The sequence below is a fragment of the Stenotrophomonas sp. STEN056 genome, from assembly GCF_056759635.1.
This window is the reverse complement of the sequence record NZ_JBRRDL010000002.1, coordinates 97,157-121,645: the sequence shown is the minus strand read 5'-3', so window position 1 is coordinate 121,645 and position 24,489 is coordinate 97,157. Positions and strand designations below refer to the sequence as shown.

Annotated in this window: 20 protein-coding genes; 17 read left to right on the top strand and 3 right to left on the bottom strand. The window is 65.4% G+C overall.

What is annotated here, in order from left to right; all coding sequences use genetic code 11:
• Positions 1 to 857 precede the first annotated feature (857 nt).
• From ACVOLO_RS01975 to ACVOLO_RS01940, 8 genes are all read left to right on the top strand, one after another.
• Positions 858 to 1,580 (top strand): glycosyltransferase family 2 protein, encoded by a 723-nt coding sequence (locus tag ACVOLO_RS01975; protein WP_481568595.1) that lies wholly within the window; start codon positions 858 to 860, stop codon positions 1,578 to 1,580.
• 2 nt (positions 1,581 to 1,582) lie between these two features.
• On the top strand, positions 1,583 to 1,918 hold the full coding sequence (locus tag ACVOLO_RS01970) for a lipid-A-disaccharide synthase N-terminal domain-containing protein (protein WP_481568594.1): 336 nt from the start codon (positions 1,583 to 1,585) through the stop codon (positions 1,916 to 1,918).
• A gap of 104 nt (positions 1,919 to 2,022) precedes the next feature.
• On the top strand, positions 2,023 to 3,807 hold the full coding sequence (locus ACVOLO_RS01965) for a DUF885 domain-containing protein (RefSeq protein WP_481568593.1): 1,785 nt from the start codon (positions 2,023 to 2,025) through the stop codon (positions 3,805 to 3,807).
• 198 nt (positions 3,808 to 4,005) lie between these two features.
• Positions 4,006 to 4,389 carry a hypothetical protein gene (locus ACVOLO_RS01960; RefSeq protein ID WP_481568592.1) on the top strand — a complete coding sequence of 128 codons (384 nt, stop codon included), beginning with the start codon at positions 4,006 to 4,008 and terminating at the stop codon, positions 4,387 to 4,389.
• A 55-nt stretch (positions 4,390 to 4,444) separates the two neighbouring features.
• Entirely contained in the window at positions 4,445 to 5,725 is a 1,281-nt protein-coding gene (locus tag ACVOLO_RS01955) for a TolC family protein (protein ID WP_481568591.1), read from the top strand.
• Positions 5,722 to 6,708 carry an efflux RND transporter periplasmic adaptor subunit gene (locus tag ACVOLO_RS01950; RefSeq protein WP_481568590.1) on the top strand — a complete coding sequence of 329 codons (987 nt, stop codon included), beginning with the start codon at positions 5,722 to 5,724 and terminating at the stop codon, positions 6,706 to 6,708. The genes ACVOLO_RS01955 and ACVOLO_RS01950 overlap by 4 nt, the downstream gene beginning before the upstream one ends.
• A 32-nt stretch (positions 6,709 to 6,740) precedes the next feature.
• Positions 6,741 to 9,908, top strand: a complete 3,168-nt coding sequence (locus ACVOLO_RS01945) for an efflux RND transporter permease subunit (RefSeq protein WP_481568589.1) — start codon at positions 6,741 to 6,743, stop codon at positions 9,906 to 9,908.
• Positions 9,909 to 10,207: 299 nt separating this feature from the next.
• The gene (locus ACVOLO_RS01940; protein WP_481568588.1) at positions 10,208 to 10,843 is read left to right on the top strand and encodes a cation efflux transmembrane domain-containing protein; all 636 of its coding nucleotides are present in this window, start codon (positions 10,208 to 10,210) and stop codon (positions 10,841 to 10,843) included.
• A gap of 131 nt (positions 10,844 to 10,974) precedes the next feature.
• On the opposite strand, the gene ACVOLO_RS01935 is transcribed toward ACVOLO_RS01940, so the two are convergent.
• Positions 10,975 to 12,189, bottom strand: a complete 1,215-nt coding sequence (locus ACVOLO_RS01935) for a glycosyltransferase (protein WP_481568587.1) — start codon at positions 12,187 to 12,189, stop codon at positions 10,975 to 10,977.
• Positions 12,186 to 12,803, bottom strand: a complete 618-nt coding sequence (locus ACVOLO_RS01930) for a TetR/AcrR family transcriptional regulator (protein WP_481568586.1) — start codon at positions 12,801 to 12,803, stop codon at positions 12,186 to 12,188. Before ACVOLO_RS01930 ends, ACVOLO_RS01935 begins: the two co-directional genes overlap by 4 nt.
• Before the next feature lie 284 nt (positions 12,804 to 13,087).
• Between ACVOLO_RS01930 and rpmB the strand changes: the two genes are divergently transcribed.
• From rpmB to ACVOLO_RS01890, 8 genes are all read left to right on the top strand, one after another.
• Positions 13,088 to 13,324: a 50S ribosomal protein L28 gene (rpmB, locus tag ACVOLO_RS01925; RefSeq protein ID WP_005411638.1), complete on the top strand. Its 237-nt coding sequence runs from the start codon at positions 13,088 to 13,090 to the stop codon at positions 13,322 to 13,324.
• A 10-nt stretch (positions 13,325 to 13,334) separates the two neighbouring features.
• Complete coding sequence (rpmG, locus tag ACVOLO_RS01920) at positions 13,335 to 13,502, top strand: 50S ribosomal protein L33 (RefSeq protein ID WP_431595754.1); 168 nt, start codon at positions 13,335 to 13,337, stop codon at positions 13,500 to 13,502.
• A 153-nt stretch (positions 13,503 to 13,655) separates the two neighbouring features.
• Positions 13,656 to 15,035: an FAD/NAD(P)-binding protein gene (locus ACVOLO_RS01915; RefSeq protein WP_481568585.1), complete on the top strand. Its 1,380-nt coding sequence runs from the start codon at positions 13,656 to 13,658 to the stop codon at positions 15,033 to 15,035.
• A gap of 62 nt (positions 15,036 to 15,097) precedes the next feature.
• Positions 15,098 to 15,982: a rhombotarget lipoprotein gene (gene rhlP, locus ACVOLO_RS01910; RefSeq protein WP_481568584.1), complete on the top strand. Its 885-nt coding sequence runs from the start codon at positions 15,098 to 15,100 to the stop codon at positions 15,980 to 15,982.
• Positions 15,928 to 16,530, top strand: coding sequence for a rhombosortase (gene rrtA / locus ACVOLO_RS01905; protein WP_481568583.1), 603 nt, complete (start codon positions 15,928 to 15,930; stop codon positions 16,528 to 16,530). The genes rhlP and rrtA overlap by 55 nt, the downstream gene beginning before the upstream one ends.
• A gap of 63 nt (positions 16,531 to 16,593) precedes the next feature.
• The gene (uvrD, locus tag ACVOLO_RS01900; RefSeq protein ID WP_481568582.1) at positions 16,594 to 18,789 is read left to right on the top strand and encodes a DNA helicase II; all 2,196 of its coding nucleotides are present in this window, start codon (positions 16,594 to 16,596) and stop codon (positions 18,787 to 18,789) included.
• A 223-nt stretch (positions 18,790 to 19,012) separates the two neighbouring features.
• A complete protein-coding gene (gene cml / locus ACVOLO_RS01895) occupies positions 19,013 to 20,230 on the top strand; it encodes a CmlA/FloR family chloramphenicol efflux MFS transporter (RefSeq protein ID WP_481568581.1) in 1,218 nt (405 codons plus the stop codon).
• Between the two features lie 72 nt (positions 20,231 to 20,302).
• Positions 20,303 to 20,752 (top strand): universal stress protein, encoded by a 450-nt coding sequence (locus ACVOLO_RS01890; RefSeq protein ID WP_481568580.1) that lies wholly within the window; start codon positions 20,303 to 20,305, stop codon positions 20,750 to 20,752.
• A gap of 265 nt (positions 20,753 to 21,017) precedes the next feature.
• Here the strand turns inward: ACVOLO_RS01890 and ACVOLO_RS01885 are convergent, their stop codons facing one another.
• Positions 21,018 to 21,293, bottom strand: coding sequence for a DUF2782 domain-containing protein (locus ACVOLO_RS01885; protein WP_481568579.1), 276 nt, complete (start codon positions 21,291 to 21,293; stop codon positions 21,018 to 21,020).
• 78 nt (positions 21,294 to 21,371) lie between these two features.
• Here ACVOLO_RS01885 and polA point away from each other — a divergent pair, with 78 nt between their 5' ends.
• Positions 21,372 to 24,140 (top strand): DNA polymerase I, encoded by a 2,769-nt coding sequence (polA, locus tag ACVOLO_RS01880; RefSeq protein WP_481568578.1) that lies wholly within the window; start codon positions 21,372 to 21,374, stop codon positions 24,138 to 24,140.
• The last annotated feature ends 349 nt before the right edge of the window (positions 24,141 to 24,489 follow it).

Here is a 24,489-nt window from a genome sequence, read left to right as displayed (position 1 = left end):
GTGTGGCCTGCCATCGCCGCCTGCGCAGGTGGGGGCGCGGTGGTGACTGTCATGGGCGTCGCATGACGCGAAAATCTTAACCTGAATAGGGGGCGGGATGGCAATGCGCAATGGGCAGTGAGAAGCCCCTCCGCAGCCAGCGGAAGATGGCCGTGCTTCAAGCCCCTCTCCCCATGCGGGAGAGGGGTTGGGGAGAGGGCGCTCTTAAAACACATGGAACAAAAGCACCCCTCATCCGCCCTCCGGGCACCTTCTCCCGCAGGCGGGAGAAGGGAGTGTTTCAAGCATCTCTGCAGCCTGCGGAAGAAGTCAGTGCTTCCTTCAAGCCCCTCTCCCGTTCACGGGAGAGGGGTTGGGGTGAGGGGGCTCTTAAGGCATATGGAGCAAAAGCACCCCTCATCCGCCCTCCGGGCACCTTCTCCCGCAGGCGGGAGAAGGGAGTACTTCATCACCATGTGCCCGACGCGCCCGACGCGCCCAATCCACAAGCATCAAAACGCCCGTCGGCCCGTCACCCCCGCCTTGCACATGTTTCTGACATCACGCCCGGTAGCCTTGCTGCGCTGTCGTACCCAGCGTCGGGGCCGGTGCATCGCCTGCACTGCCTCGGCATCCATACCCCCCGTGGAGCTGGACACTTCATCGACGTGATCACCGCAGCAGCCGGGTGACATGGCGCAAGCTGTGCCAGTCTCCAGCAGGGCGCGGGTCGTTTCGATCCGAGTGGACCTTTGCCATCCAAGGTTGTGGATTGGCGCCTCAGCAGCGTTCAATCACGCGCCTGAAATCACGTTCCGCTAGGTTGTGCTCAGGAATTGCGCGGTTCTTTTCCCCCTGCACTGCAAACGGATCCAGCGATGAACCAACCCATCCTTTCGGTGGTTGTTCCTGTCTTCAACGAGCGCGACAACGTCACGCCGCTGGTCAATGAAATCACCGCCGCATTGCGCGGGCGGTTGCCGTTCGAGATCGTCTATGTGGACGACAATTCCCGCGATGACACCCTGCAGGTGCTGCAGTCGCTGAAGGCTTCCAACCCGGAGCTGCGGGTACTGCATCACGTGCAGCAGAGCGGCCAGAGCACGGCCGTACGCACCGGCGTGAAAGCGGCCCTTGCACCGTGGATCGCCACGCTCGATGGCGATGGCCAGAATGACCCGGCCGACATCCCCAAGCTGCTGGCCGCGCGCGATACCGCCGAGGCGGCGGTCAAGCTGTTTGCCGGCTGGCGCGTCAACCGCCAGGACAGCGGCTCCAAGCGCTGGGCCAGCAAATGGGCCAATGCCATCCGTGCCCGCATGCTGCGCGATGACACGCCCGATACCGGCTGCGGCATCAAGCTGTTCGAGCGCGCGGCGTTCATGGACCTGCCGTACTTCGACCACATGCATCGCTACCTGCCGGCATTGATGCAGCGTGCCGGCTGGAAGACGGTGAGCGTGCCGGTCAATCATCGCCATCGCACCGCCGGCGTGTCCAAGTACAACAACCTGGGCCGCGCGCTGGTCGGCATCCGCGACCTGCGTGGCGTGGCCTGGTTGATCGTCCGCAGCAAGCGCACGGCGGTGGAGGAGGTCTGAGCATGGATTTCATGAACCAACCGCTGGCGTGGCTGGAGTGGACCGGCGTGCACATGTCGCCGTGGAAGCTGATTGGCCTGACCGGCGCGTTGATGTTCGGCGGCCGCTGGCTGGTGCAGTTCGTGGCCTCGCGCCGTGCCGGCAAGCCGGTGATCCCGCGGCTGTTCTGGTACATGAGCGTGCTGGGCAGTCTGATGACGCTGAGCTACTTCCTCTTTTCCGCCAAGCAGGACGCGGTGGGCGTGATCCAGAACCTGTTCCCGGCGTTCACCGCGTTGTACAGCCTGCGCCTGGACATCCGGCACCGTGGCTGGAAGCGCGACAAGGCCACCTACTGAGCTGGCACGAATCCGGCGGATTTGCCGCCCGATTCGGTCTAGGTTGGCCAACGGGTTCAATGCGATGATCGGGATGAATGTCATTCATCCGGGGAACCCTGATCGTGAAATCGTCGTTGAACGCTGCGCTGCTGCTCGCTCTTGGCTTGGCTTCCACTCCCGCGTTTGCTGCCAAACCGGCAGCACCGGCCACCCTGGCGGTACAGAACGCCGATGCGCAGTTCAAGGCGATCTACGAAAAGGAATGGGCCTGGCGCCAGGCCGGCGGCGGTGAAGCCAGCGAGGACAGTGATGCCCCGGCCAATGCCACCCAGCTGCCGGACGTCAGCGCGCAGGCGCACCAGACGCGGCTGAAGGTATGGGACGAGGTGCTGGTGCAGCTTGAAGCCATCGACCCGAAGGCGTTGTCGGCCGAAAGTCAGATCAACTACGCCATCTACAAATACCAGGTCGAGAACCTGGCCGACGAAGTGCGCCAGCGCACGTACGAGATGCCATTCAACTCGGATTCCTCGTTCTGGTCGAACCTGAGTTTCATGGCCCGGCGCGAGATGAAGACCGCGCAGGACTACCGCAACTACATCGCGCGTTTGAACGATGTGCCGCGCTACTTTGACCAGCAGATGGTCAACATGCGTGCCGGCCTGGAGCGTGGTTTCAGCGTGCCGCGTGCGGTGCTGGAAGGCCGCGATGTTTCCATTTCGACCGTGGCCGAACTGAAAGACCCGACCGAGTCACCGCTGTACGAGCCGCTGAAGAAGCTGCCGTCCAGCATTCCTGCCGCCGAGCAGCAGCAGCTGCAGGCCGATGCGCGGCAGGCCATCAGCGGCAGCGTGGTGCCGGCCTTCGGCAAGCTGCTGACCTTCTACCGCGAAGAATACGTGCCGAAGTCGCGCACGACGCTGGCGGCGGAGAAGATGCCCGGCGGCAAGGCGTTCTACCAGCAGCAGATCCGCGAATACACCACGCTGGACATGAGCCCGCAGGAGATCCACGCCGTGGGCCTGAGCGAGGTCAACCGCATCCAGCAGGAAATGAACGCCATCATCGACAAGGTGGGGTTCAAGGGTAAGAGCGAGCAGACCCGTTTTGCCGACTTCCTCCATTTCCTGCGTACCGACCCGCAGTTCTACGCCAAGACCCCGGATGAACTGCTGTGGCGCGCGGCATGGATCTCCAAGCGCGTGGATGGCGTGATCGGCAAGTACATGACCCTGCCGCGCGCGCGCTTCACCATCGTGCCGGTGCCGCCGGACATCGCCCCGTTCTGGACCGCCGGCCGTGGCGGCATGGGCACTTACTGGCTCAACACCTACAACCTGCCGGCGCGCCCGCTGTACAACTTGCCGGCACTGACCCTGCACGAGTCCGACCCGGGCCACGCACTGCAGGGCGCACTTGCCGCCGAGCAGGGCGAGCAGCCGGATTTCCGTCGCTACAACTACATCTCCGCCTACGGCGAGGGCTGGGGCCTGTACACCGAAAAGCTCGGTGTGGAGATGGGCATCTACCAGACGCCGTATGAAGATTTCGGCCGCCTGACCTACGAAATGTGGCGCGCCGCGCGCCTGGTGATCGACACCGGCGTGCACCACTACGGCTGGACCCGCGAGCAGGGCATCGCCTACCTGCGCGACCACACCGCCTTGAGCGAGCACGAAGTCACCACCGAAGTGGACCGCTACATTTCCTGGCCGGCGCAGGCACTGAGCTACAAGCTGGGCGAGATCACCATCGTCAAACTACGCGCGCAGGCCGAAAAGGAACTGGGCGACAAGTTCGACATCAAGGGCTTCCACGACACCGTGCTCAAGCTCGGCTCGGTACCGCTGCCGGTGCTGGAGCAGCAGGTCAAGGCGTATATCGAGCAGCGCAAGAGCGCGAAGTAAGCGGGATAGGTAAACGCGCCCCCTCTCCCCAACCCCTCTCCCGCGAAGGGGAGAGGGGCTTAAATCCGCCGCGAGTGCACGCATTGTTTGCGACCGCAGCTTTGGAGCCCCTCTCCCCTTCGCGGGAGAGGGGTTGGGGAGAGGGGGGAAAGCCCCTGCGATTGTGTAACCCCAACCACACCCGCTAGGCTGCGCACCATGCTGCGTTCCCTGCGCCCCCGCCGCGTCCAACTGCTGCGCCTGCTGATGCTGGCGTTGGTGGGCATTGGCGTGTTCGGTACGTCGCTGGCCTCGGCATTGACCGATATCCACATGCTGGCGCATACGGATATCGGTGTTGGCGTGCATGAACACGATGACGCCGCCCTGGCGGTCGCGCCCGACGCCGAGGACGCTGCCAACGCCTTGCTGCATGCACTGGTGCATTGCGTGGACTGCAACGGTCACGGCGGTGTGTTGCCGTTGTTCGTGCCGGTCTGGCAGCTGTCGCCAGCGCCTGTCCAGCACGCCCGCGTCGCGCTGACGCCGCAGCTGGCCTCGCAGCCTCCTGAGAGCCTGTTCCGCCCCCCGATAGCCGTCTGACGTCCCGGCCACTGGCCGCTTGCCCACGTCTGTACCTGCTATCTGGAGATTCCCCATGTGGATGCGCCTGGCGGCGATTGCCGCCGTTGCGCTGGTTCCGCGCGTGCATGCGCTCGAACCGGCGCCCGCTGTACCGTTGACCCTGGATGCGGCCGTTGCCCGCGTCGCCCTTGATCACCCCGACCTGCGTCTGCTCGATGCACAGCGCCCGGTGCTGGAAGCCCGCCGTGACGCGGCCGTACTGCGGCCGCCGATGGAAGTGGGGGTCGAAGTGGAAAACCTGCTCGGCAGCGGCGATGCGCGCGGTGTGCAGGGCGCCGAAGCCACGGTGAGCCTGTCCGGCGTGCTGGAGCGCGGCGGCAAGCTGGATGCGCGCCGCCTGCTGGCCCAGGCTGGCATCGACGCGCTGGCACCGCAGCGCGCCACCGCGCGTCTGGATGTGTTGGCCGAAACCGCGCGTCGCTACCTGGAGGTGGCCCGCGCGCAGTCCGCGCTGGATATCGCCATGACCGACATCGAGCAGCGGCGCCGCGCGGTGAACGCTGCACGCCAGCGTCTGCAGGCCGGCGCGTCGCCGGAATCGGTGTTTTTCACCGCGCAGGCAATGCTGGCCCAGGCCGAACTGGACCGCGACCGCGCCACCCAGGAAGCGGATTCGGCGCGCTTGTCGCTGGCGGCCCTGTGGGGTGCACGCCAGGCCAACTTCACCGCCGTCACCGGCAATGCACTGCAGATGCCGGCGATGCGCCCGTTCGAGCTGCTGGCCGACGAACTGCAGCGTGCGCCGGAGCTGGCCGAACTACTTGGCGAACAGCGCATCCGCGAGGCACAGCTGCAACTGGCGCGCACCGCATCAAAGCCCGATTGGAACTGGCAGGTCGGCGTGCGCAACAGCCGCGCTGACAACGCCACCTCGATGGTCGCAGGCTTCAGCATTCCGCTGGGCAGTGCCCGCCGCGCCGCGCCGGAAATCCGTGAGGCCGAAGCCAACCTGGCCCTGGTGCCGTATGAGCGGCAGGCCCGCCAGCAGCAGCTTTACGCCATGCTGGCCGAAGCGCATGGCCGCTATGCCGGCGCACGGCTGGAAGTGGAGCGCATGAACCGCGATGTGCTGCCGCAGCTGCGCAAGGCCGAACGCGCCGCCGAGCAGGCCTGGCGCGCCGGTGCCGCCAGCTACATGGAATGGGCGCAGCTGCAGGCCATGCGCATCGAAGCGCGCCAGCGGCAGCTGGATTCGGCCATTGCCGCACACACCGCCCTGATTGAAATCCAGCGTCTTACCGGCCAGTCGATGGTCGCTGCAGACGCCACCGTTGCCGTGGAGAACGCACGATGAGCCGCACCCATTTCACCGCCCTTTTTGCCCTGCTGCTGACCCTGACGCTGAGCGCATGCGGGGGCGACAAGCCGGAGGCTGCGGCCCCGCAGAAGGGAGAAGCCGGGCACGGCGAAGCCGGCCACGAGGAAGACGGTCACGCACACGAAGAAGGCGAGGGCGAGACCGACAGCACCATCATCAAGGCTGCGATGGCCGCGCAGGCCGGTATCGTCAGCGCCCCGGTGCAGGCCGGCACCATCGCCGACGAGCACGAAGTGCAGGGCCTGCTGACGCCGGTGGATGGCCGCGTCGCACAGGTGATGGCGCGCTTCCCCGGGCCGATCCGCGCCCTGCGTGCGAACGTCGGCGACCGCGTGAGTGCCGGCCAGTCGCTGGCCAGCATCGACAGCAACCTGAGCCTGACCACCTACAGCATCAGCGCGCCGATCAGCGGCGTGGTGCTGTCGCGGCAGGCGCAGGTGGGCGCGGTGGCCGGCGAAGGCACCGCGTTGTTCGAGATTGGTGACCTGTCCGAGTTGTGGGTGGACCTGCATATCTTTGGCGCCGACACCCAGCACATCACTGCCGGCGTGCCGGTCACCATCACCCGCATGACCGATGGCGTCAGCCAGGGCACCACCCTGGAACGTGTGCTGCCGGGCACCGCCACCGCCAGCCAGAGCACCGTGGCGCGTGCCAGCGTGCGCAATGAAGACGGCCTGTGGCGCCCGGGCGCGGCGGTCACCGCGCGCATTGTCGTGGCGATGCAGCCGGCTGAAAAAGTCGTGCCGCTGTCGGCGTTGCAGACGCTGGAAGGCCGCGACGTGGTGTTCGTGCGTGACGGCGAAACCTATACCGCGCGGCCGGTGACGCTGGGCGCACGTGATGCCACCAGGGTCGAAGTCAAAGCCGGGCTTGAACTGGGCGAACAGGTTGTCGTTGAGCAGAGCTATGTGATCAAGGCCGACATCGGCAAGGCGGGAGCGGCCCATGAACATTGACCGCCACTGCCTTGTACACGGAGGGCCACGCCATGCTTGAGCGCATCATTCGCGCGGCCATCGCGCACCGCTGGCTGATGATGGCGCTGACGGTGGCCTTGATCGCCATCGGCAGCTGGAGCTTCACCCGCCTGTCCATCGATGCCACGCCTGACATCACCAACGTACAGGTGCAGATCAACACCGCGGCCGAAGGTTATTCGCCACTGGAATCGGAACAGCGCATCACCTACCCGGTGGAAACGGTGATGGCCGGCCTGCCCAAGCTTGAGCAGGTGCGTTCGCTGTCGCGTTACGGGTTGTCGCAGGTGACGGTGGTGTTCAAGGACGGCACCGATCTGTATTTCGCCCGCCAGCAGGTGGCCGAACGCCTGCAGCAGGTGAAGTCGCAATTGCCCGAAGGGCTCGATCCGCAGCTGGGGCCGATTGCCACCGGCCTGAGCGAGATCTTCATGTACACCATCGACGCCGATCCCAAGGCGCGCAAGGCCGATGGCACGCCGTATACCGCCACCGACCTGCGCACGCTGCAGGACTGGGTGGTGCGGCCGCAGCTGCGCAATGTGCCCGGCGTGACCGAGGTCAACACGATTGGTGGTTACCAGCGGCAGATCCACATCACCCCGGACCCTGCAAAATTGCGGGCGCTGGGCTTCACCCTGGATGATGTTGCCGAAGCGGTGGAAGGCAACAACCAGAACGTTGGCGCCGGTTACATCGAGCGCAACGGCCAGCAGTTCCTGGTGCGCGTGCCCGGGCAGGTGGCCGGGCTGGAAGAGATCGGCAACATCGTGCTTGCGCGTCGTGAGGGGGTGCCGATCCATGTGCATGACGTGGCAAGCGTGGCCGAAGGCCCGGAGCTGCGCAGCGGCGCGGCCACCCAGAACGGCCACGAAGTGGTGATGGGCACGGTGGTGATGCTGGTCGGTGCCAACAGCCGCGATGTGGCGCAGGCGGCAGCGGCCAAACTGGAGCAGGCACAGCGCAGCCTGCCCGAAGGCGTCACCGTTACCGCCAGTTACGACCGCACCGCGCTGGTGGACCGCACCATCCAGACCGTCGCCAAGAACTTGCTGGAAGGCGCGTTGCTGGTGATCGTGGTGTTGTTCCTGCTGCTGGGCAATTTCCGCGCGGCGCTGATTACCGCGGCGGTGATTCCGCTGGCGATGTTGTTCACGCTCACCGGCATGGCACGCGGTGGCGTGTCGGCCAACTTGATGAGCCTGGGCGCACTGGATTTCGGCCTGATTGTCGATGGCGCGGTGATCATCATCGAGAACTGCCTGCGCCGCTTCGGCGAACGCACGCATGCACTGGGCCGGGCGATGACGCTGGAAGAGCGCTTTGCCGAAACCGCCAGCGCCACCGCCGAGGTCATCCGTCCCAGCCTGTTCGGCCTGGGCATCATCACCGCGGTGTATTTGCCGATCTTTGCCCTCACCGGCGTGGAAGGAAAAATGTTCCACCCGATGGCCATCACCGTGGTGCTGGCGCTGACCGGCGCGATGGTGCTGGCGCTGACCTTCGTACCGGCGGCGATTGCGTTGTTTCTCGGTGGACGCGTGCAGGAGAAGGAAAACCGCTTGATGGCGTGGTTGCGGCGTCGCTACGAGCCGCTGCTTGATGCAGTGCTGCGGCGTGGCCGCTGGGCCGTGGCCGGCGCCGCATTGTTGGTGGTGGTGTGCGGCGTGCTGGCCACGCGCCTGGGCAGCGAGTTCGTGCCCAACCTGGACGAAGGCGACGTGGCGATGCACGCCATGCGCATTCCTGGCACCAGCTTGACCCAGTCGGTGACGATGCAGACGCAGGTGGAAGCGCGCCTGCTGCAGTTCGCCGAGGTGGACAAGGTGTTCTCCAAGATCGGCACGCCGGAAGTCGCTTCCGATCCGATGCCGCCCTCGGTCGCCGACACCTTCATCATGATGAAGCCACGCAAGCAGTGGCCCGACCCACGCAAGCCGCGCGCACAGCTGTTGGCCGAGCTCGAAACCGCGGTGGAAGAACTGCCGGGCAACAACTACGAGTTCACCCAGCCGATTCAGATGCGCATGAACGAGCTGATCTCCGGTGTGCGTGCCGACGTGGCAGTGATGCTGTTCGGCGACGACATGGAAACGCTGGCGCAGGTGGGCCAGCGCATCGCCGAGGTCGCAACCAAGGTGCCCGGTGCGGCGGATGTGCGGCTGGAGGAAACCAGCGGCCTGCCGCTGCTGACCATCACCCCGGATCGCAGGGCCTTGGCCGGCTACGGACTCAACCCCGGGCAACTGCAATCCACCGTTTCCACCGCGGTCGGCGGGCGCGTGGCGGGGCAGTTGTTCGAGGGTGATCGACGTTTCGACATCGTCGTGCGCCTGCCGGAAAAACTGCGCCAGGATCCAGCGGCCTTGGCTGATCTGCCGGTGTCACTGGAGCCGGCATTGGCGCAGGACAACGCCGATGAATCCAGCCGCGCCGGTGGCTGGCGCAGCGGTGACGCCCGCACCGTGCCGCTGCGCGAACTGGCCCGCATTGAATCCAGCGAAGGGCCCAACCAGATCAACCGCGACAACGGCAAGCGCCGCATCGTGGTCACCGCCAACGTGCGTGACCGCGACCTGGGCAGTTTTGTCGCCGAGCTGCAGAACGCGGTGGATACCCAGGTGGATGTGCCGGCTGGTTACTGGGTGGAATACGGCGGTAGCTTCGAGCAGCTGATCTCGGCCAGCCAGCGTTTGGCGGTGGTGGTGCCGGTGACCCTGGTGCTGATCTTCGCGATGCTGTTCTGGGCATTCGGCTCGGGCAGGGATGCGGCCATTGTGTTCAGTGGTGTGCCGTTGGCCCTTACCGGGGGCGTGTTGGCGTTGGCATTGCGCGGCATCCCGTTGTCGATCTCGGCCGGCGTGGGTTTCATTGCCTTGTCCGGCGTGGCGGTGCTCAACGGCCTGGTGATGATCAGCTTCGTGCGGCACCTGCGCGAGGCCGGGCGGCCGTTGAACGAAGCCGTCCGCGAAGGTGCGCTGGGCCGCCTGCGTCCGGTGCTGATGACCGCACTGGTCGCCTCGCTGGGCTTCGTACCGATGGCCTTCAACGTCGGCGCCGGCTCGGAAGTACAGCGGCCACTGGCCACGGTGGTGATTGGCGGCATCGTTTCCTCCACGCTGCTCACCCTGCTGGTGCTGCCGGTGTTGTACCGCTGGCTGCACCGGAATGGAAAGTAGCGCCTGCTTGGCCTTGGCCTTGGCCTTGGCTTTGGCTTTGGCTTTGGCTTGAAGCTCTTGCTTCGCTTGGCTTGAAGCCCCTCTCCCGTTCACGGGAGAGGGGTTGGGGTGAGGGCGGCTTTTCGCTGGTAGGGCCCTTGCCGAGCATGGCTCGGCACTACCGTTTTAGCCCCTCTCCTGATTACGGGTGCTGGGGTTGGGGTGAAGGCAAGCTTTTGCCTCCGCTGTTGCTTCACTTATCTCTACAGGTCCGCGCACATCAGCGCGATAATCCAGCAGAACTTTCCTGCGGAACCCCGATGAGCGACTGCTGCGGCTGCGGTAAAACCCTGGAAGTCGAGCGCATGCAGGCGCGGCAGCGGCGCGTGCTGTACCAGGTGTTGACGATCAACCTGCTTACCTTCGTGATGATGATGCTCGCTGCCTGGCACAGCGGCTCGGCCTCGTTGTTGTCCGGCAGCCTGGACAACCTCGGCGACGCATTGACCTATGCATTGAGCATTGCGGTGGTCGGCGCCAGCCTTGCCGCCAAGGCGCGGGTGGCGTTGCTCAAGGCGCTGTTCATCCTGTGCGCGGCCATTGCCGTGGCAGTGGGCATTGGCTGGAAACTGGCGCATCCACATCTGCCGCTGTTCGAGAGCATGGGCGTGGCCGCGCTGTTGAACCTGGCCGCCAACCTGCTGTGCCTGCGCCTGCTGTGGCCGTACCGGCAGGGCGACATCAACCTGGCTTCGGCATGGGCGTGTTCGCTGAATGACGTGTACGAAGGCGGCGCGGTGATTCTTGCAGCATTGGCGGTGTGGGCATTTGGCGCCGGCTGGCCGGACCTGCTGATCGCGGTGGCCTTGCTGCTGCTGTTCCTGCGCTCGGCCTGGAAGGTGGCACGCGCGGCCTGGCGTGAACTACAGACGACCAGGCGCCTGGGCGTCGGTTAGCAGCGCCATTTCAGCGGGCTGCGTGACTTCCAGCGCCTCAATCGCGCAGCTGCCATGCTTCATGTTCTTGATGGGCGCGTGCCGGGCGGAGGCTTGTGAGGCTGGTCTAACGCTATTTGCTGCGCTGCTTTTCAGCGCAGCAGCGCTTCGATTTCCCGCACGGCATTGGCTACGCCGTCTTCGTTTGCCATCTGCCCGCCCAGTGCGGCGGCGCGGTTGCGGGTGTCCTGCTGGTCGGCAAAGGCCAGGGCGCTGGCGAGGTGGCCATGGTCCAGCCGTTTGGCTGACAAGGCCGGCGGCGCGACGCCCAATCTGTGCAGCTGCTCGGCCCAGAAAAACTGATCCGCGGCGAAGGGCATCACCAGCGAGGGAACACCGGCACGGCAGGCCGAATGCGTGGTGCCGCTGCCGCCGTGGTGGATGACCATCGCGGTGCGCGGAAACAGGGCTTCATGCGGTGTGGCGCCGATGATGTGCACCGTGTCCGGCAACGACAGCGAAGGGCGTCCGGCCCAGCCAGGGAACAGCAGCACGCGGCGTCCGTCCAACGCTTTCAGCAGGGCGGCCAATACCGCATCACGGTCAAATCCGACCATGCTGCCGAAGCCCAGATAAACCGGCCGCTCGCCGGCATCGAGAAACGCCTCCAGTGCCGGTGGCGGCGACCAGGCCTGTGCCTGCGGTGCGCGCCATTGGCCGCAGACATGGTGGTTGCCTGGCCAGTCCGAAGGCGCGGGCAGCAGGCTGGGCGAGATGCCATAGAGCATCGGCACATCGCGCCATAGCGCGCGCCGTGGTGGCATGCCCAGCACCGTCATCCGAGCCTGGTTGAGTGGCCGCCGGAACTGCTTCCAGATCAACTGGTTCACCAGCACATGACTCAGCCGGTTGAGCGGGCGCGGCACGCGTCGCGGCGGCAGGAACGGCGAGGCGAATGCACGCGTTGGCGTGATCGGGATCATTCCGGTGCCGATCACAGGCAGACGCCGGTGTTCCGCCACGCTCATGCCGATGAACGCTGCCAGGCCGCCACTGAGAATGGCATCGCAGCCCTCTGCGGCGGCATCGGCCTGGCGCATCCAGCTGGCGGTATGGCGCAGGGCAATACCGGCCAGGCCGGTGGTCGCGGCCTGCACCCCGCTGCCGCCGCCGAGCAGCGCCATCACTTCGGCTTGAATGTCGCCTTCCAGAGCCTGATGTGGCACGCCCAGCATTCGCGCGCTGTCCAGGGTGCCGGCATCGGCCAGCAGGGTGACCTCGTGGCCGGCGTCAATCAGGCCGCGGCACAGCATCGTCAATGGGCGCGTGTCGCCCTCGGTGCCATACGTCAGGGCAAGCAGCTTCATTGTTGGTCTCCGCAGGCGCAGCCATGCAGGAACAGTGCGGTGGCCGCATGGAATTCCGCACGCAGGTCGCCTTCGGCTTCGCCCAGCCAGCGCATCAGCGCCCCCAGGTACAGGTAGTGGAACTGGGTGGCCAGTTGCCGGGCGTCGTGGCCCGGGGCGATCTCGCCAAGCGCCTGGCTGTTGCTGATCAAGTGTGCGTAGTAGGCGATCAAGCCGTCGTCCTGCGTGGCCGCTTCCGGCCCGGTGCGCAGGTCGAGGAAGCGGGCGCGCAGATAGGGCGCAAGCACGCCGCGGTGGTCGCTGCACCACCTTGCCGAGAGATCCAGCAACGCGGTGATGCCATGGCTGAAGCCGGCGCGGGTGTCGGCCGCGCCGGCCAGCGCTTGAAGATCCTGCGCCAGTTGCTGGTGAACCCAGGCCACCAGCAGTGCTTCCTTGGAAGGAAAGTGGTTGTACAGCGTGCCGCGGGCGACATCCGCAGCCGCGGCAATCTGTTCCATGGTCACGGCGTCATAGCCGTCACGCGCGAAAAGCGTCCCCGCCAGAACGGGCAGGGTTGCCAGCCGGGCCTGGCGGTTACGGCTGCGGCGTGTGGGGGAGGCGAGCGAAGGCATGGCGGGGTGTTATTTGAACTGAGTACATATTTGTACGCTGTTCAAATATCTTTGCAAGCGGTGCCTCCGGCGGCGATGGCCGCCCTGGCAACTTGCGGAAACAGTCCAAGGCCAGCATAATTGCCGGCTCGCTGTGTCCGGGAACCCCCGGATTGGTGGTCGGGAACACGTCATTCGCCCGCCCTTGTCAGCGTAACCCTTTGATTCCCATGACGTGTGGCGGGTAACCGCCGGGGCCGCCGTCTTCCTGGCTAAGGAAGTCATCAACATTACCGAGGTGCGCAATGTCCCGCGTATGCCAAGTTTCCGGCAAGCGAGTGCAGACGGGTAACAACGTCTCGCACGCCAACAACAAGACCCGTCGTCGTTTCCTGCCCAACCTGCACGAGCGCCGCTTCTGGGTGGCCAGCGAGAATCGCTGGGTCAAGCTTCGTGTTTCCGCGCATGCACTGCGCACCATCGACAAGAACGGCATCGATTCCGTTCTGGCTGAGCTGCGTGCCCGCGGCGAAAAGGTCTGAGGAGTAAACGATCATGGCAGGTAAGCGCGATAAGGTCCGTATGATTTCTTCGGCCGGCACTGGCCACTTCTACACGACCGACAAGAACAAGAAGAACACCCCGGCGAAGATGGAATTCCTGAAGTACGACCCGGTGGTCCGTAAGCACGTTCTGTACAAGGAAGGCAAGATCAAGTAATCCCCGCGGATTACCTGGTTTACCGTTCCAAGCAAAACCCGCCGAAAGGCGGGTTTTGTGTTTCAGCCGTGTGAAAAAGCAGCGGCGCATCGCCCATGAGCACATGCAGCCGGGGCATCAGCTGATTACGTGGCATCGCCTACAATCGGGCCAATGAGCGTGATTGATACTTCCAGGCCGTGTGATGTGGCCATCATCGGCGGCGGTGCCGCCGGCGTCCTTGCTGCCATCGGCGTGCTGCGTGGCGCGCAGCAGGCGTTGCGTGTGCTGGTCCTGGAGCCGTCGCTGCCATTGGCGCGGGGTGTGGCCTATGCCACCGTCTATCCCGAGCATCTGCTCAATGTGCCGGCCGGCAAGATGGGCGGCTTCCCGGACCAGGTCGAGGATTTTCTCGATTACGTGCTGGAAGTACAGGCCTTCCCCGGCGTTGATCGCGACACGCTGGCAACGCAGTTCGTGCCGCGCAGCCACTTTGCCAACTACCTGCGCCAGCGCCTGCAGCAGGCGGTGCAGGCCAGCCCTGCACAACTGGAGATCCGTGCCGAGCGTGTGCAGGCACTGGAACGTGACGCTGCCGGTTTCCGGCTGACCCTGGCTTCGGGCCAGCAAGTACAGGCGCAGCGCGTGGTGCTGGCGTCGGGCAATGCGCTGCGGCCGTTGCCCGCACGTGGCGCCGGCACGCTGCCGGACGGCCGGCGCGTGGAAGCCTGGGATTTCGATTCGGTGCATGGCATCGCCGCCAATGCCGATGTGGCCATTGTTGGCTCCGGCCTGAGCATGGCCGACACCGTGGTGTCGCTGCGGGCCATCGGTCATCGCGGGCGTATCCATGTGTTGTCGCGCCACGCACTGTTGCCGCTGCCGCATGCCAAGGGCCCCACCGCCGACTACGACCCCGCGCCGCTGTTGCAGATGAACCTGCGCCAGCGCCTGCATGCGCTGCGCCGGCATGCGGCCGACGCGGCCGAGCGTGGCATTCCGTGGCAGAACGTGATGGAGCGCATCCGCCCGATGGGGCAGGCGCTGTGGCAGACGCTGTCCTTTGACGACCAGCGCCGCTTCCTGCGGCATGTGGTGCGTTACTGGGATGTGCATCGCCACCGCATCGCAGCGCCGGTACATGCGCAGTTGATGGAGCTGCAGCAACAAGGGCAGCTGCAGTTGCACCGTGGCCGCCTGGAAACCGCCTTTGCCGATGGCGCCTGCGTACAGCTCACCGCCTTCGACAAACGCCGTCATCCGTTCCAACTGGACGTGCAGTACGTCATCAACGCCACCGGCGTGGAGATGCGTGCGCAGGCCATGCGCAATGCCTTGCTGCAGCAGTTGCTGGGCAGTGGCCTGGCCCGCCCGGGCCCGCATGGCATCGGCATCGACAGCGCCGCCGATGGCAGCCTGATTGACGCAGACGGCAATACCGAGCCGCGCGTGCAGGTGCTGGGCAGCCTGCGCATTGGCTGCCTGTGGGAAAGCCTGGCCATTCCGGAGTTGCGCGGGCAGGCCGCACAGGCGGCACAGGCACTGCTGCGCTGAGCGGCCCAGCCTTCAGTGGGCCGGTATAGTGCCGGCACCAAGCCTCAAGGAGAGCGGGATAGATGGAGCGGAATATCGAGACGCGCGGCACGGTGATCGGCCGGCAACCCCGGCATTGGTTGCTGGCTGCCGGCGTGGTGTTGCTGCTCGGCGGCTGCGCGTCGTTGTTTGATGGTGGCGCCCAGCGGCGCGGTGTTTCCAGCAGCGTGGTGGATTACCTGTATCCGCCCGGCCAGAAGTTCGAGCCGGCCACCGAGGCCGAAGTGCCGCAGGTGCGGCTGCCGGCGCGCGTGGGCCTGGTGTTCGTGCCTTCGCCCAATGATCCGGTGGGGGTGAGTGCCGCCGAGCGCAGTGTGCTGCTGGAAAAAGTGCGCACAACCTTCCGCGCGCAACCGTTCATCGAGCGCATCGAAGTGATCCCGGACGGCTACCTGCGTCCACGCGGTGGCTTCGACAACCTGGAGCAGGTCGCGCGCATGTACAGCGTGGACCTGGTGGCGCTGGTGTCCTACGACCAGATCATCCGCACCGACCAGAACGCAGCTTCGTTCCTGTACTGGACGCTGGTGGGTGCCTATACCATCCGCGGCAACAGCAACCAGGTCAGTACCTTCGTCGATACGTCGGTGTTTGACGTGAAGACACGCACGCTGTTGTTCCGCGCACCGGGCACGGACCAGCGTGATGGCGGCTCGACCGCCGTGCGCGTGGATGAAACCCAGCAGCGCCTGGCGGGCGAGAGCTTCGATGTGGCGATGACCGGCATGACCGGCAACCTGGACAAGGCCATCGCCGATTTCGCCGTGCGTGTGCGCGAGGAAGGCCAGGTCAAGCTGGTGGATCGCCGCTCCGGTGGCGAATGGCGTCGTGGCGGTGGCGGGAGTACGCAGTGGTGGGAACTGGCCTTGCTGCTGGTTGGCGCCGGCCTGCTGCTGCGCCGTCGCTGATCCTGCTGTTGGCGGCACTGGCCAGCGCGGCTGCATTGCGCTGGCCGGCGCTGGCCGACGTGATGGTGCTGGACCGTGCTCTTGTTGCACACGGGCAGTGGTGGCGGCTGTGGAGCGGCCATCTGCTGCACCTGGATTGGACGCACGCGCTGCTGAACCTGGCGGCGCTTGCGGTGATCGTGCTGTTGGCCGCGCGCCAACGCATGCTGGGTGAGCTGGCGGCTGCGGCACTGCTGGGCATGCCGCTGTTGTCACTGGGGCTGCTGTGGCTGGACCCGGCGCTGGAATGGTATGCCGGGCTGTCCGGTCTGCTGCACGGTCTGCTGGTGATCGTACTGGTACGCCGCGGTGGCCGCTTGGCGTGGCTGTTGCTGGGGCTGGTGGCACTCAAGCTGTTTTACGAATGGCGCTTTGGCAGCCGCTGGGAAGGTTGGGCCGTGATTACCCTGGCCCATCGCCTCGGCGCGGTCGGGGGTGTGCTGTGGGCAACGGTCAGCGGGCTGTTGGTACGGCGGGCACGGCCGCCGCTGGCACCGCCCGGTTCCTGAGTGGCGTCATGCCGTGCGGCCCGTGTTCGGGGAACCGTACCCAGCCTGGCGTAAAATGCGCCGATGGATGTCTCCCACCTTCTCGACGGGCTGAACGCAGCCCAGCGCGAGGCCGTTTCCGCGCCTCCTGGTCACCACCTGATTCTTGCCGGCGCCGGTTCCGGTAAGACGCGTGTGCTCATTCACCGCATCGCCTGGCTCAATGAAGTCTTCCAGGTGCCTACACACGGCATCTTCGCGGTGACCTTCACCAACAAGGCGGCCGGCGAAATGCGCCACCGCATCGATGCGCAGTTGCCCAAGGGTAGCCGTGGCATGTGGATCGGCACCTTCCACGGCCTTGCGCACCGTCTGCTGCGCCTGCACTGGCCCGAGGCGAAGCTGCCCGAGGCTTTCCAGGTGATGGATTCGGACGACCAGCTGCGGCTGATCAAGCGCGTGGTGCAGCAGCTGGAGCTGGACGACGGCAAATATCCGCCCAAGCAGGTGATGTGGTGGATCAACACGCAGAAGGATGAGGGCCGGCGCCCGCAGCACATCCAGCCCGAACCGCACGACCAGTGGGGCGAAACCATGCGCCAGGCGTACATCGCCTACCAGGAGCGTTGTGACCGCGCCGGGCTGGTAGATTTCGCCGAGCTGCTGCTGCGCGCACATGAACTGCTGCGCGACAACCCGGGCCTGCTGACGCATTACCGCGCGCGTTTCCGCGAAATCCTGGTGGACGAGTTCCAGGACACCAACGCCATCCAGTACGCCTTCGTGCGCGTGCTGGCCGGCGACAGCGGCCATGTGTTCGTGGTCGGTGACGACGACCAGGCCATCTACGGCTGGCGCGGAGCCAAGGTCGAAAACGTGCAGCGTTTTCTGAAGGATTTCCCCGGTGCCGAAACCGTGCGCCTGGAGCAGAACTACCGTTCCACCGCCAACATCCTGGGCGCGGCCAATGCGGTCATCGCGCACAACCCGGACCGCATCGGCAAGGAACTGTGGACCGACAGCGGCGATGGTGATCCCATCGACCTGTACGCGGCCTACAACGAAATGGACGAGGCGCGTTACCTGGTCGAGCGCGCGCGGCAGTGGGTGCGTGACGGCGGCAGCTATGGCGATGTCGCCGTGCTTTACCGCAGCAACGCCCAGTCGCGCGCGTTTGAAGAAGTGCTGCTCAGCGAACAGGTGCCGTACCGCGTGTATGGCGGCATGCGCTTCTTCGAGCGCGCTGAAATCAAGGACGCGCTGGCTTACCTGCGGCTGATGACCAACCGCAACGATGACGCCGCGTTCGAGCGTGCGGTGAACACGCCGACGCGTGGCATCGGCGACCGCACCCTGGATGAAGTGCGGCGCATCGCACGCCAGCAGGCTTTGTCGCTGTGGGAAGCGTCAATGCTGGCCACGCAGGGCAACGACCTCACCTCGCGGGCGAAAAATGCACTGGCTGGCTTCATCAACCTGGTCCAGCAGACCACCTCCGAAACCGGCGAAATGGACCTGGCCGAGCGCATCGAACATGTGCTCACGCGCTCGGCGCTGCGCGAGCACTGGGGCAAGGAAAGTCGCAATGCGCTGGATTCGGAATCGCGTACCGACAACCTGGACGAACTGATCTCGGTGGCCTCGCGTTTCGTGCGTCGTGATGACGACATCGAAGAAGGTGCCGAGGACATGAGCGAGCTGGTGGCGTTCCTGTCCTACGCCTCGCTGGAAGCCGGCGAAGGCCAGGCGCAGGCGGGCGAGGAAGGTGTGCAGCTGATGACCCTGCATTCGGCCAAGGGCCTGGAGTTTCCGCTGGTGTTCCTGGCCGGCATGGAAGAAGGCCTGTTCCCCAGTGCACGTTCGCTGGAAGAAAGTGGCCGCCTGGAAGAAGAGCGCCGCCTGGCCTACGTGGGCATCACCCGCGCGCGGCAGAAGCTGGTGCTCAGCTATGCCGAATCGCGGCGTATCCACGGCCAGGACAACTACAGCCTGCCGTCGCGGTTCCTGCGCGAGATCCCGCGTGAGTTGCTGCATGAAGTGCGCCCCAAGGTGCAGGTTTCGCGTCCGGCCTCGCTCGGTGCCAACCGGGTGATGGGCGGCCACGCCAACATCGAGGCGCCGCCGATCAAGCTCGGTGCGCTGGTCACCCACCCCAAGTTCGGCGAAGGCATGGTCACCGACTACGAAGGCAACGGTGCGCATGCGCGCGTGCAGGTGGAGTTTGCCGACGCCGGCAGCAAGTGGCTGGTGATGGCCTACGCCAACCTGACGGTGCTGTAAGCCGTCAACGCCCGGGCCATGGCCGCGAAGATGCGGCCGATGGCAGCTTTGGATACAGTGCGCCGGTGCCACGCCGCGCACGGGAGTGAAACGATGGGAGCCAACCCGCTCGCAGTTCGCTAAGCCGCAACAACCTTGCTTGTTGTTGCGGCGACCCGCACTGCCCTTGAGCCAATAACCTGCAGGTCGCCGTCGGATCATGATTCCGTACGGAGGCTTTGCCATGTCTGTTCTTCCTGCCCGCCACTGGGCACATTCCCTGCCGTCAGCCTTACTGCTGATGGTGCCTTTCGACCTGCTTGCATCACTGGCGATGGATGTCTACCTGCCGGTAATTCCGCAGATGCCGGCCGCGCTGCGCACATCACCGGCGCTCATCCAGTTGACCTTGAGTGCCTACATGCTGGTGCTTGGCATGGGCCAGCTGCTGTTTGGTCCATTGTCTGATCGCATTGGGCGGCGCCCGGTGGTGCTGGGTGGCGCGCTGCTGTTTTCGGCAGCATCACTCGCACTTGCCGGCGCGCAAGGTGGCGGCATGTTTCTGGCCTTGCGGGTGCTGCAGGCGCTGGGTGCATCCGCAGCCTTGGTTGCCACCTTTGCGACGGTACGCGACGTGTATGCCGACACGCCGGAAGGAGCCACGATCTACAGCCTGTTCGGGTCGATCCTGGCGTTCGTTCCGGCACTGGGCCCGGTCCTGGGTGCATTGATCGCAACAGCGTTCGGTTGGCGCGGCATCTTCGCCATGCTCGGGGCGATGGCGGCCATTGCCTTCCTGCGGGCGTGGACAGGTTGGCAGGAGACGCTTCCAAGCCGCGGGCCGGCACCACGCCGGGCATTTGGTGTGATCCTGCGCAGCCTGCCGTTCTGGGTATACACGCTGGGTTTCAGCGCGGCGATGGGCAGCTTCTTCGTGTTCTTCTCGATCGCACCGCGGGTGCTGATCATCGGCGCGGGCTTCTCGCCAATGGCATTCAGCCTGGCCTTCGGCTCGGTGGCGCTGGTGATGATCGTCACCACGCGTTTTGCCGCGCGCGCTGTGGCGCGTTGGGGCGTGGCCGGCTGCTGTGGCCGTGGTGCGGGGGTGATGATGGCCGGTGCGGCCGGGTTGGCGATGTGCAGCGGCTGGCTGCCACCTTCGTTCGCAAGCGTGGTCGTGCCCATGTGGGTGATCGCCATCGGCATCGTGTTGATGGTGTCGGTGACGGCCAACGGGGCGCTGGCAACGTTTGGCGACAATGCGGGTGCGGCGGTCGCACTGTATTACGGCATCCAGAGCCTGCTGGTCGCCGGGCTGGGAACCGGCTGGGTGATCTGGCTGGATGGTGACAGCACATGGCCGCTTGTCGCACAGGCGTGGGTGATGCCCGCCCTGTGCCTGCTGGGCTTGTGGCTGATCCGGAGCGGTCAGCCCAACGCGGAAGGGCGTTCAGCGGATTGATTTACCTCAATGCACGGGCACAACATCGGGTGTGCAATGGTTACTGTCCACCCTTCACTCAGGAGAACTGCCATGTACAAGCGCATTCTGATTGCCACCGACGGTTCGGAGCTTTCCGCCAAGGGCCTGGCCAAGGGCTTGGAGCTGGCTGCGCAGCTCAATGCACATGCCGACATCGTCACCGTGTCCGAACCCTGGGCGGTGGGCATGTACGACGCGATGGGCTGGAGCGCCGGCTACGAAGCCAGCCCGGAGTACAAGAAGGACCGCGAGACGGCCGCACAGAAGATCCTGCAGCCGGCGGTGGAAGCGGCGCGTGCGGCCGGCATCAGCAACGTACTCAGCCACCATGTGCTCGACCGCTACGCCGCTGACGGCATCATCGATACCGCCACGGCCTGCGGCAGCGACCTGGTGGTGATGACCTCGCACGGCCGCCGCGGCGTCACCCGGGTGCTGCTGGGCAGCCAGACCGCCGAGGTGCTGGCCCGCAGCACCGTGCCGGTGCTGGTGATCCGCTGAGGCCAGCGGTGCTGACTGAGCCCTGAGCTCCCTTTGGCTTCAAGCGAAGGGGAGCAGAACCGCTCCCTCCCTTTGGCGCAGCCAAGGGGAGGGTTGGGGAGGGGTGCTTTCAGCGTTGTCCGCAAAGAATCCAGTGGGTTCAAAAACAAAGCCCTCGAAGTGAGGGCTTTGTTGCAGATGCAGCCGTGTCGGGGTTCATCTCTGGCTGCCAAAGGCAGCCTTCCCCAGCCCTCCCCCACGCTTCGCGCACGGCAGGGAGACAAGCTCACCAGCTGTACAGCTTCCAATAGACCGGCTTGGTGCCGTCCTTGTCGCTGTCCATGCGGCCGTCGCCGTCACGGTCGTACATGTAGAACGGGGCGCCGCGGGCCGGGGTCACCTTGACCATGCGCAGGGTGCCGCCGACGCGGTATTCCTCGATGGTGTCGCCGTTGTCCATCGCCTTGCGGGTGACATCGGCGCCGGTGACGTCCACCGGCGCGCCGCCGGTGGTGGCGCAGCCGGCCAGGGCCAACAAGGGGATAAGCAGCAACTGCTTCATGGTGGGTTTCCTCGAATAGACGTGGGTCTGATTATGCCTGTGCAGGTAGGCCGGCGGCCCGCCGCGTAGAATCGGCGCATGAGCAGATTAGTCCTGATTGACGGTTCCAGTTACCTGTACCGCGCATTCCATGCGCTCCCGCCGCTGTCCAACGCTGCCGGCGAGCCCACCGGCGCGCTGTTTGGCGTGGTCAACATGCTGCGCGCCACGCTGAAGGAAAAGCCCGACTACGTCGCCTTTGTGGTGGATGCGCCGGGCAAGACCTTCCGCGACGAGATGTACGCCGAGTACAAGGCCAACCGCCCGCCGATGCCCGACGACCTGCGTGCACAGGTGCAGCCGATGTGCGACATCGTCCAGGCATTGGGCATCGACATCCTGCGCGTGGACGGCGTGGAAGCCGACGATGTGATCGGCACCCTGGCCCTGGCCGCCGCCGCTGATGGGCTGGAAGTAACCATCTCCACCGGCGACAAGGATTTTGCCCAGCTGGTGCGCCCGGGCGTGGTGCTGGTCAACACCATGACCGGCAGCCGTACCGATTCCGATGCTGCGGTAATGGACAAGTTCGGCGTACGCGCCGACCAGATCGTCGATTACCTGGCACTGATGGGTGACACCGTGGACAACGTGCCCGGCGTGGAGAAATGCGGCCCCAAGACCGCCGCCAAGTGGCTGGCTGAGTACAACGACCTGGCCGGCGTCATCGCCGCCGCACCGACCATGAAGGGCAAGATCGGCGAGAACCTGCGCGCTGCGTTGCCGCGGCTGCCGCTCAACCGCGACCTGGTCACCATCCGTACCGACCTGGCGCTGGAACAGGGCCCGCGTGACCTGAAACTGCGTGAACAGGACGCGGACACCCTGCGCACGCTGTACGCGCGCTACGGCTTTACCCAGGCCCTGCGTGAACTGGGTGGCGCGGCAGCACCGGCCGCCGTGGATGACAGCAAGGTCAGCCTGCGCGGCACCGCCGCCGGCTATGCCAAGGCCAGCGACAGCGTCGCGGCGGTCGTCGTGGACCCGGCCATGGCGGGCAAGGGCGAGTACGAAACCGTGCTCACCGACGCACAGCTGCAGGCCTGGGTGGAGCGCCTGCAGGCCGCGGATGAATTCGCCTTCGATACCGAAACCGACGCGCTGGATGCCATGCGCGCCAACCTGGTGGGCGTGAGCCTGGCGGTGGAGCCGGGCAAGGGCGCCTATATCCCGGTCGGCCACAACTATCCGGGTGCGCCGGCACAGCTGCCGATGCAGCAGGTGCTGGATGCACTCAAGCCGCTGCTGGAAAGCGCTGACAAGAAAAAGCTCGGCCAGCACGGCAAGTACGACATCCATGTGTTGCGCCGTCACGGCATCGAGGTGCGTGGCTATGCCGACGACACGATGCTGGAGAGCTTCGTGTTCAACTCGACGGCGACCCGCCACGACATGGATTCGCTGGCACAGCGTTACCTGGGCTACACCACCACCAAGTTCGAGGACGTGGCGGGCAAGGGCGCAAAGCAGATTCCGTTCTCGCAGGTGGGCATCGACGAAGCCAGTGCCTATGCCGCTGAAGATGCCGACATCACCCTGCGCCTGCACCGCGTGCTGTCGGCGCAGCTGGCGGCCGAGCCGTCGCTGGAAAAGGTGTACCGCGAGATCGAAATGCCGCTGGTGCCGGTGCTGGCACGCATCGAGGCCAACGGCGTGGCCATCGACAGTGCTGAGCTGAAACGGCAGAGCGCGGACCTGTCCGCGCGCATGCTCGCTGCACAGCAGAAGGCCACGGAAATGGCCGGGCACACTTTCAACCTGGATTCGCCCAAGCAGCTGCAGGCGGTGTTGTTCGACGAACTCGGCCTGCCGGCGCTGGTGAAAACACCCAAGGGCCAGCCCAGCACCAATGAAGAAGCACTGGAAGCGATTGCCGAGCAGCACGAACTGCCGCGTGTGATCCTGGAATATCGCGGCCTGGCCAAGCTGCGCAGCACCTACACCGACAAGCTGCCGGAAATGGTCAACCCGGACACCGGCCGCGTGCACACCAGCTATCACCAGTCCGGTGCGGCGACCGGGCGCCTGTCTTCGTCCGATCCCAACCTGCAGAACATCCCGATCCGCACCGAAGATGGCCGCCGCATCCGCAAGGCCTTCGTCGCGCCCGCCGGGCGCAGGTTGATGGCGTGTGACTACTCGCAGATCGAACTGCGGATCATGGCGCACCTGTCCGAAGATCCGGGCCTGATCAAGGCCTTCGAGCAGGGCGCTGACGTGCACCGCGCAACCGCGGCGGAGGTGTTCGGGCGCACGCTGGAGGAAGTAACGGCCAACGAGCGCCGCGCGGCCAAGGCGATCAACTTCGGCCTGATGTACGGCATGAGCGCGTTTGGCCTGGCCAAGAACCTCGGCATTGATCGGGGCCAGGCGCAGGATTATGTGGCGCTGTATTTCAGCCGCTATCCGGCGGTGCGTGACTTCATGGAGCGCATGCGCGTTCAGGCCCGTGAAAACGGTTATGTGGAGACGCTGTTCGGGCGCCGTCTGTATTTGAACGACATCCACGCCCGCAACCAGGGCCTGCGTGCCGGTGCCGAGCGTGCGGCGATCAATGCACCGATGCAGGGCACTGCGGCGGACATCATCAAGCGCGCCATGGTCAGCGTGGATGCGTGGCTGTCAGGCCACGCGGAACAGGCCCGGATGATCCTGCAGGTGCACGACGAACTGGTGTTCGAGGCCGATGTGGACTTCATCGACACCCTGCGGGTGGAGGTGGAAGCGCGCATGTCTGCCGCGGCGACCCTGCGTGTCCCCCTGGTGGTGGATACAGGTGTCGGTGAAAACTGGGACCAAGCGCATTGAGAATGTGACCAGATTCACCCTGAACGGGGCGGTTTACCCATTCATTGTCAGCGATGCTTTGCAGGAATGAATCCCTCCTTAATTCCCGGGAAAAGCCGACGGATTCTTCACGAACCATCAATGTTGGTGGTGGTGATATAGACCCCGACAGGCGCAATACCTGTCGCGGATCTCTCCCATCCCCTGGAGCAGATCTCGGAGCGGGGATTCCTCCCCAAATGCCCGCTCCCCGGCCCCGTCGACCCCCCCCTGGTCGGCGGGGCTTCTTTTTGGATCGAAGGAAAGTCTGCCGGGCCCGCGTCAGTGGCCATTCGTCGCGCCGTGTTGATCCGTGCTGGCCGAGCATGCA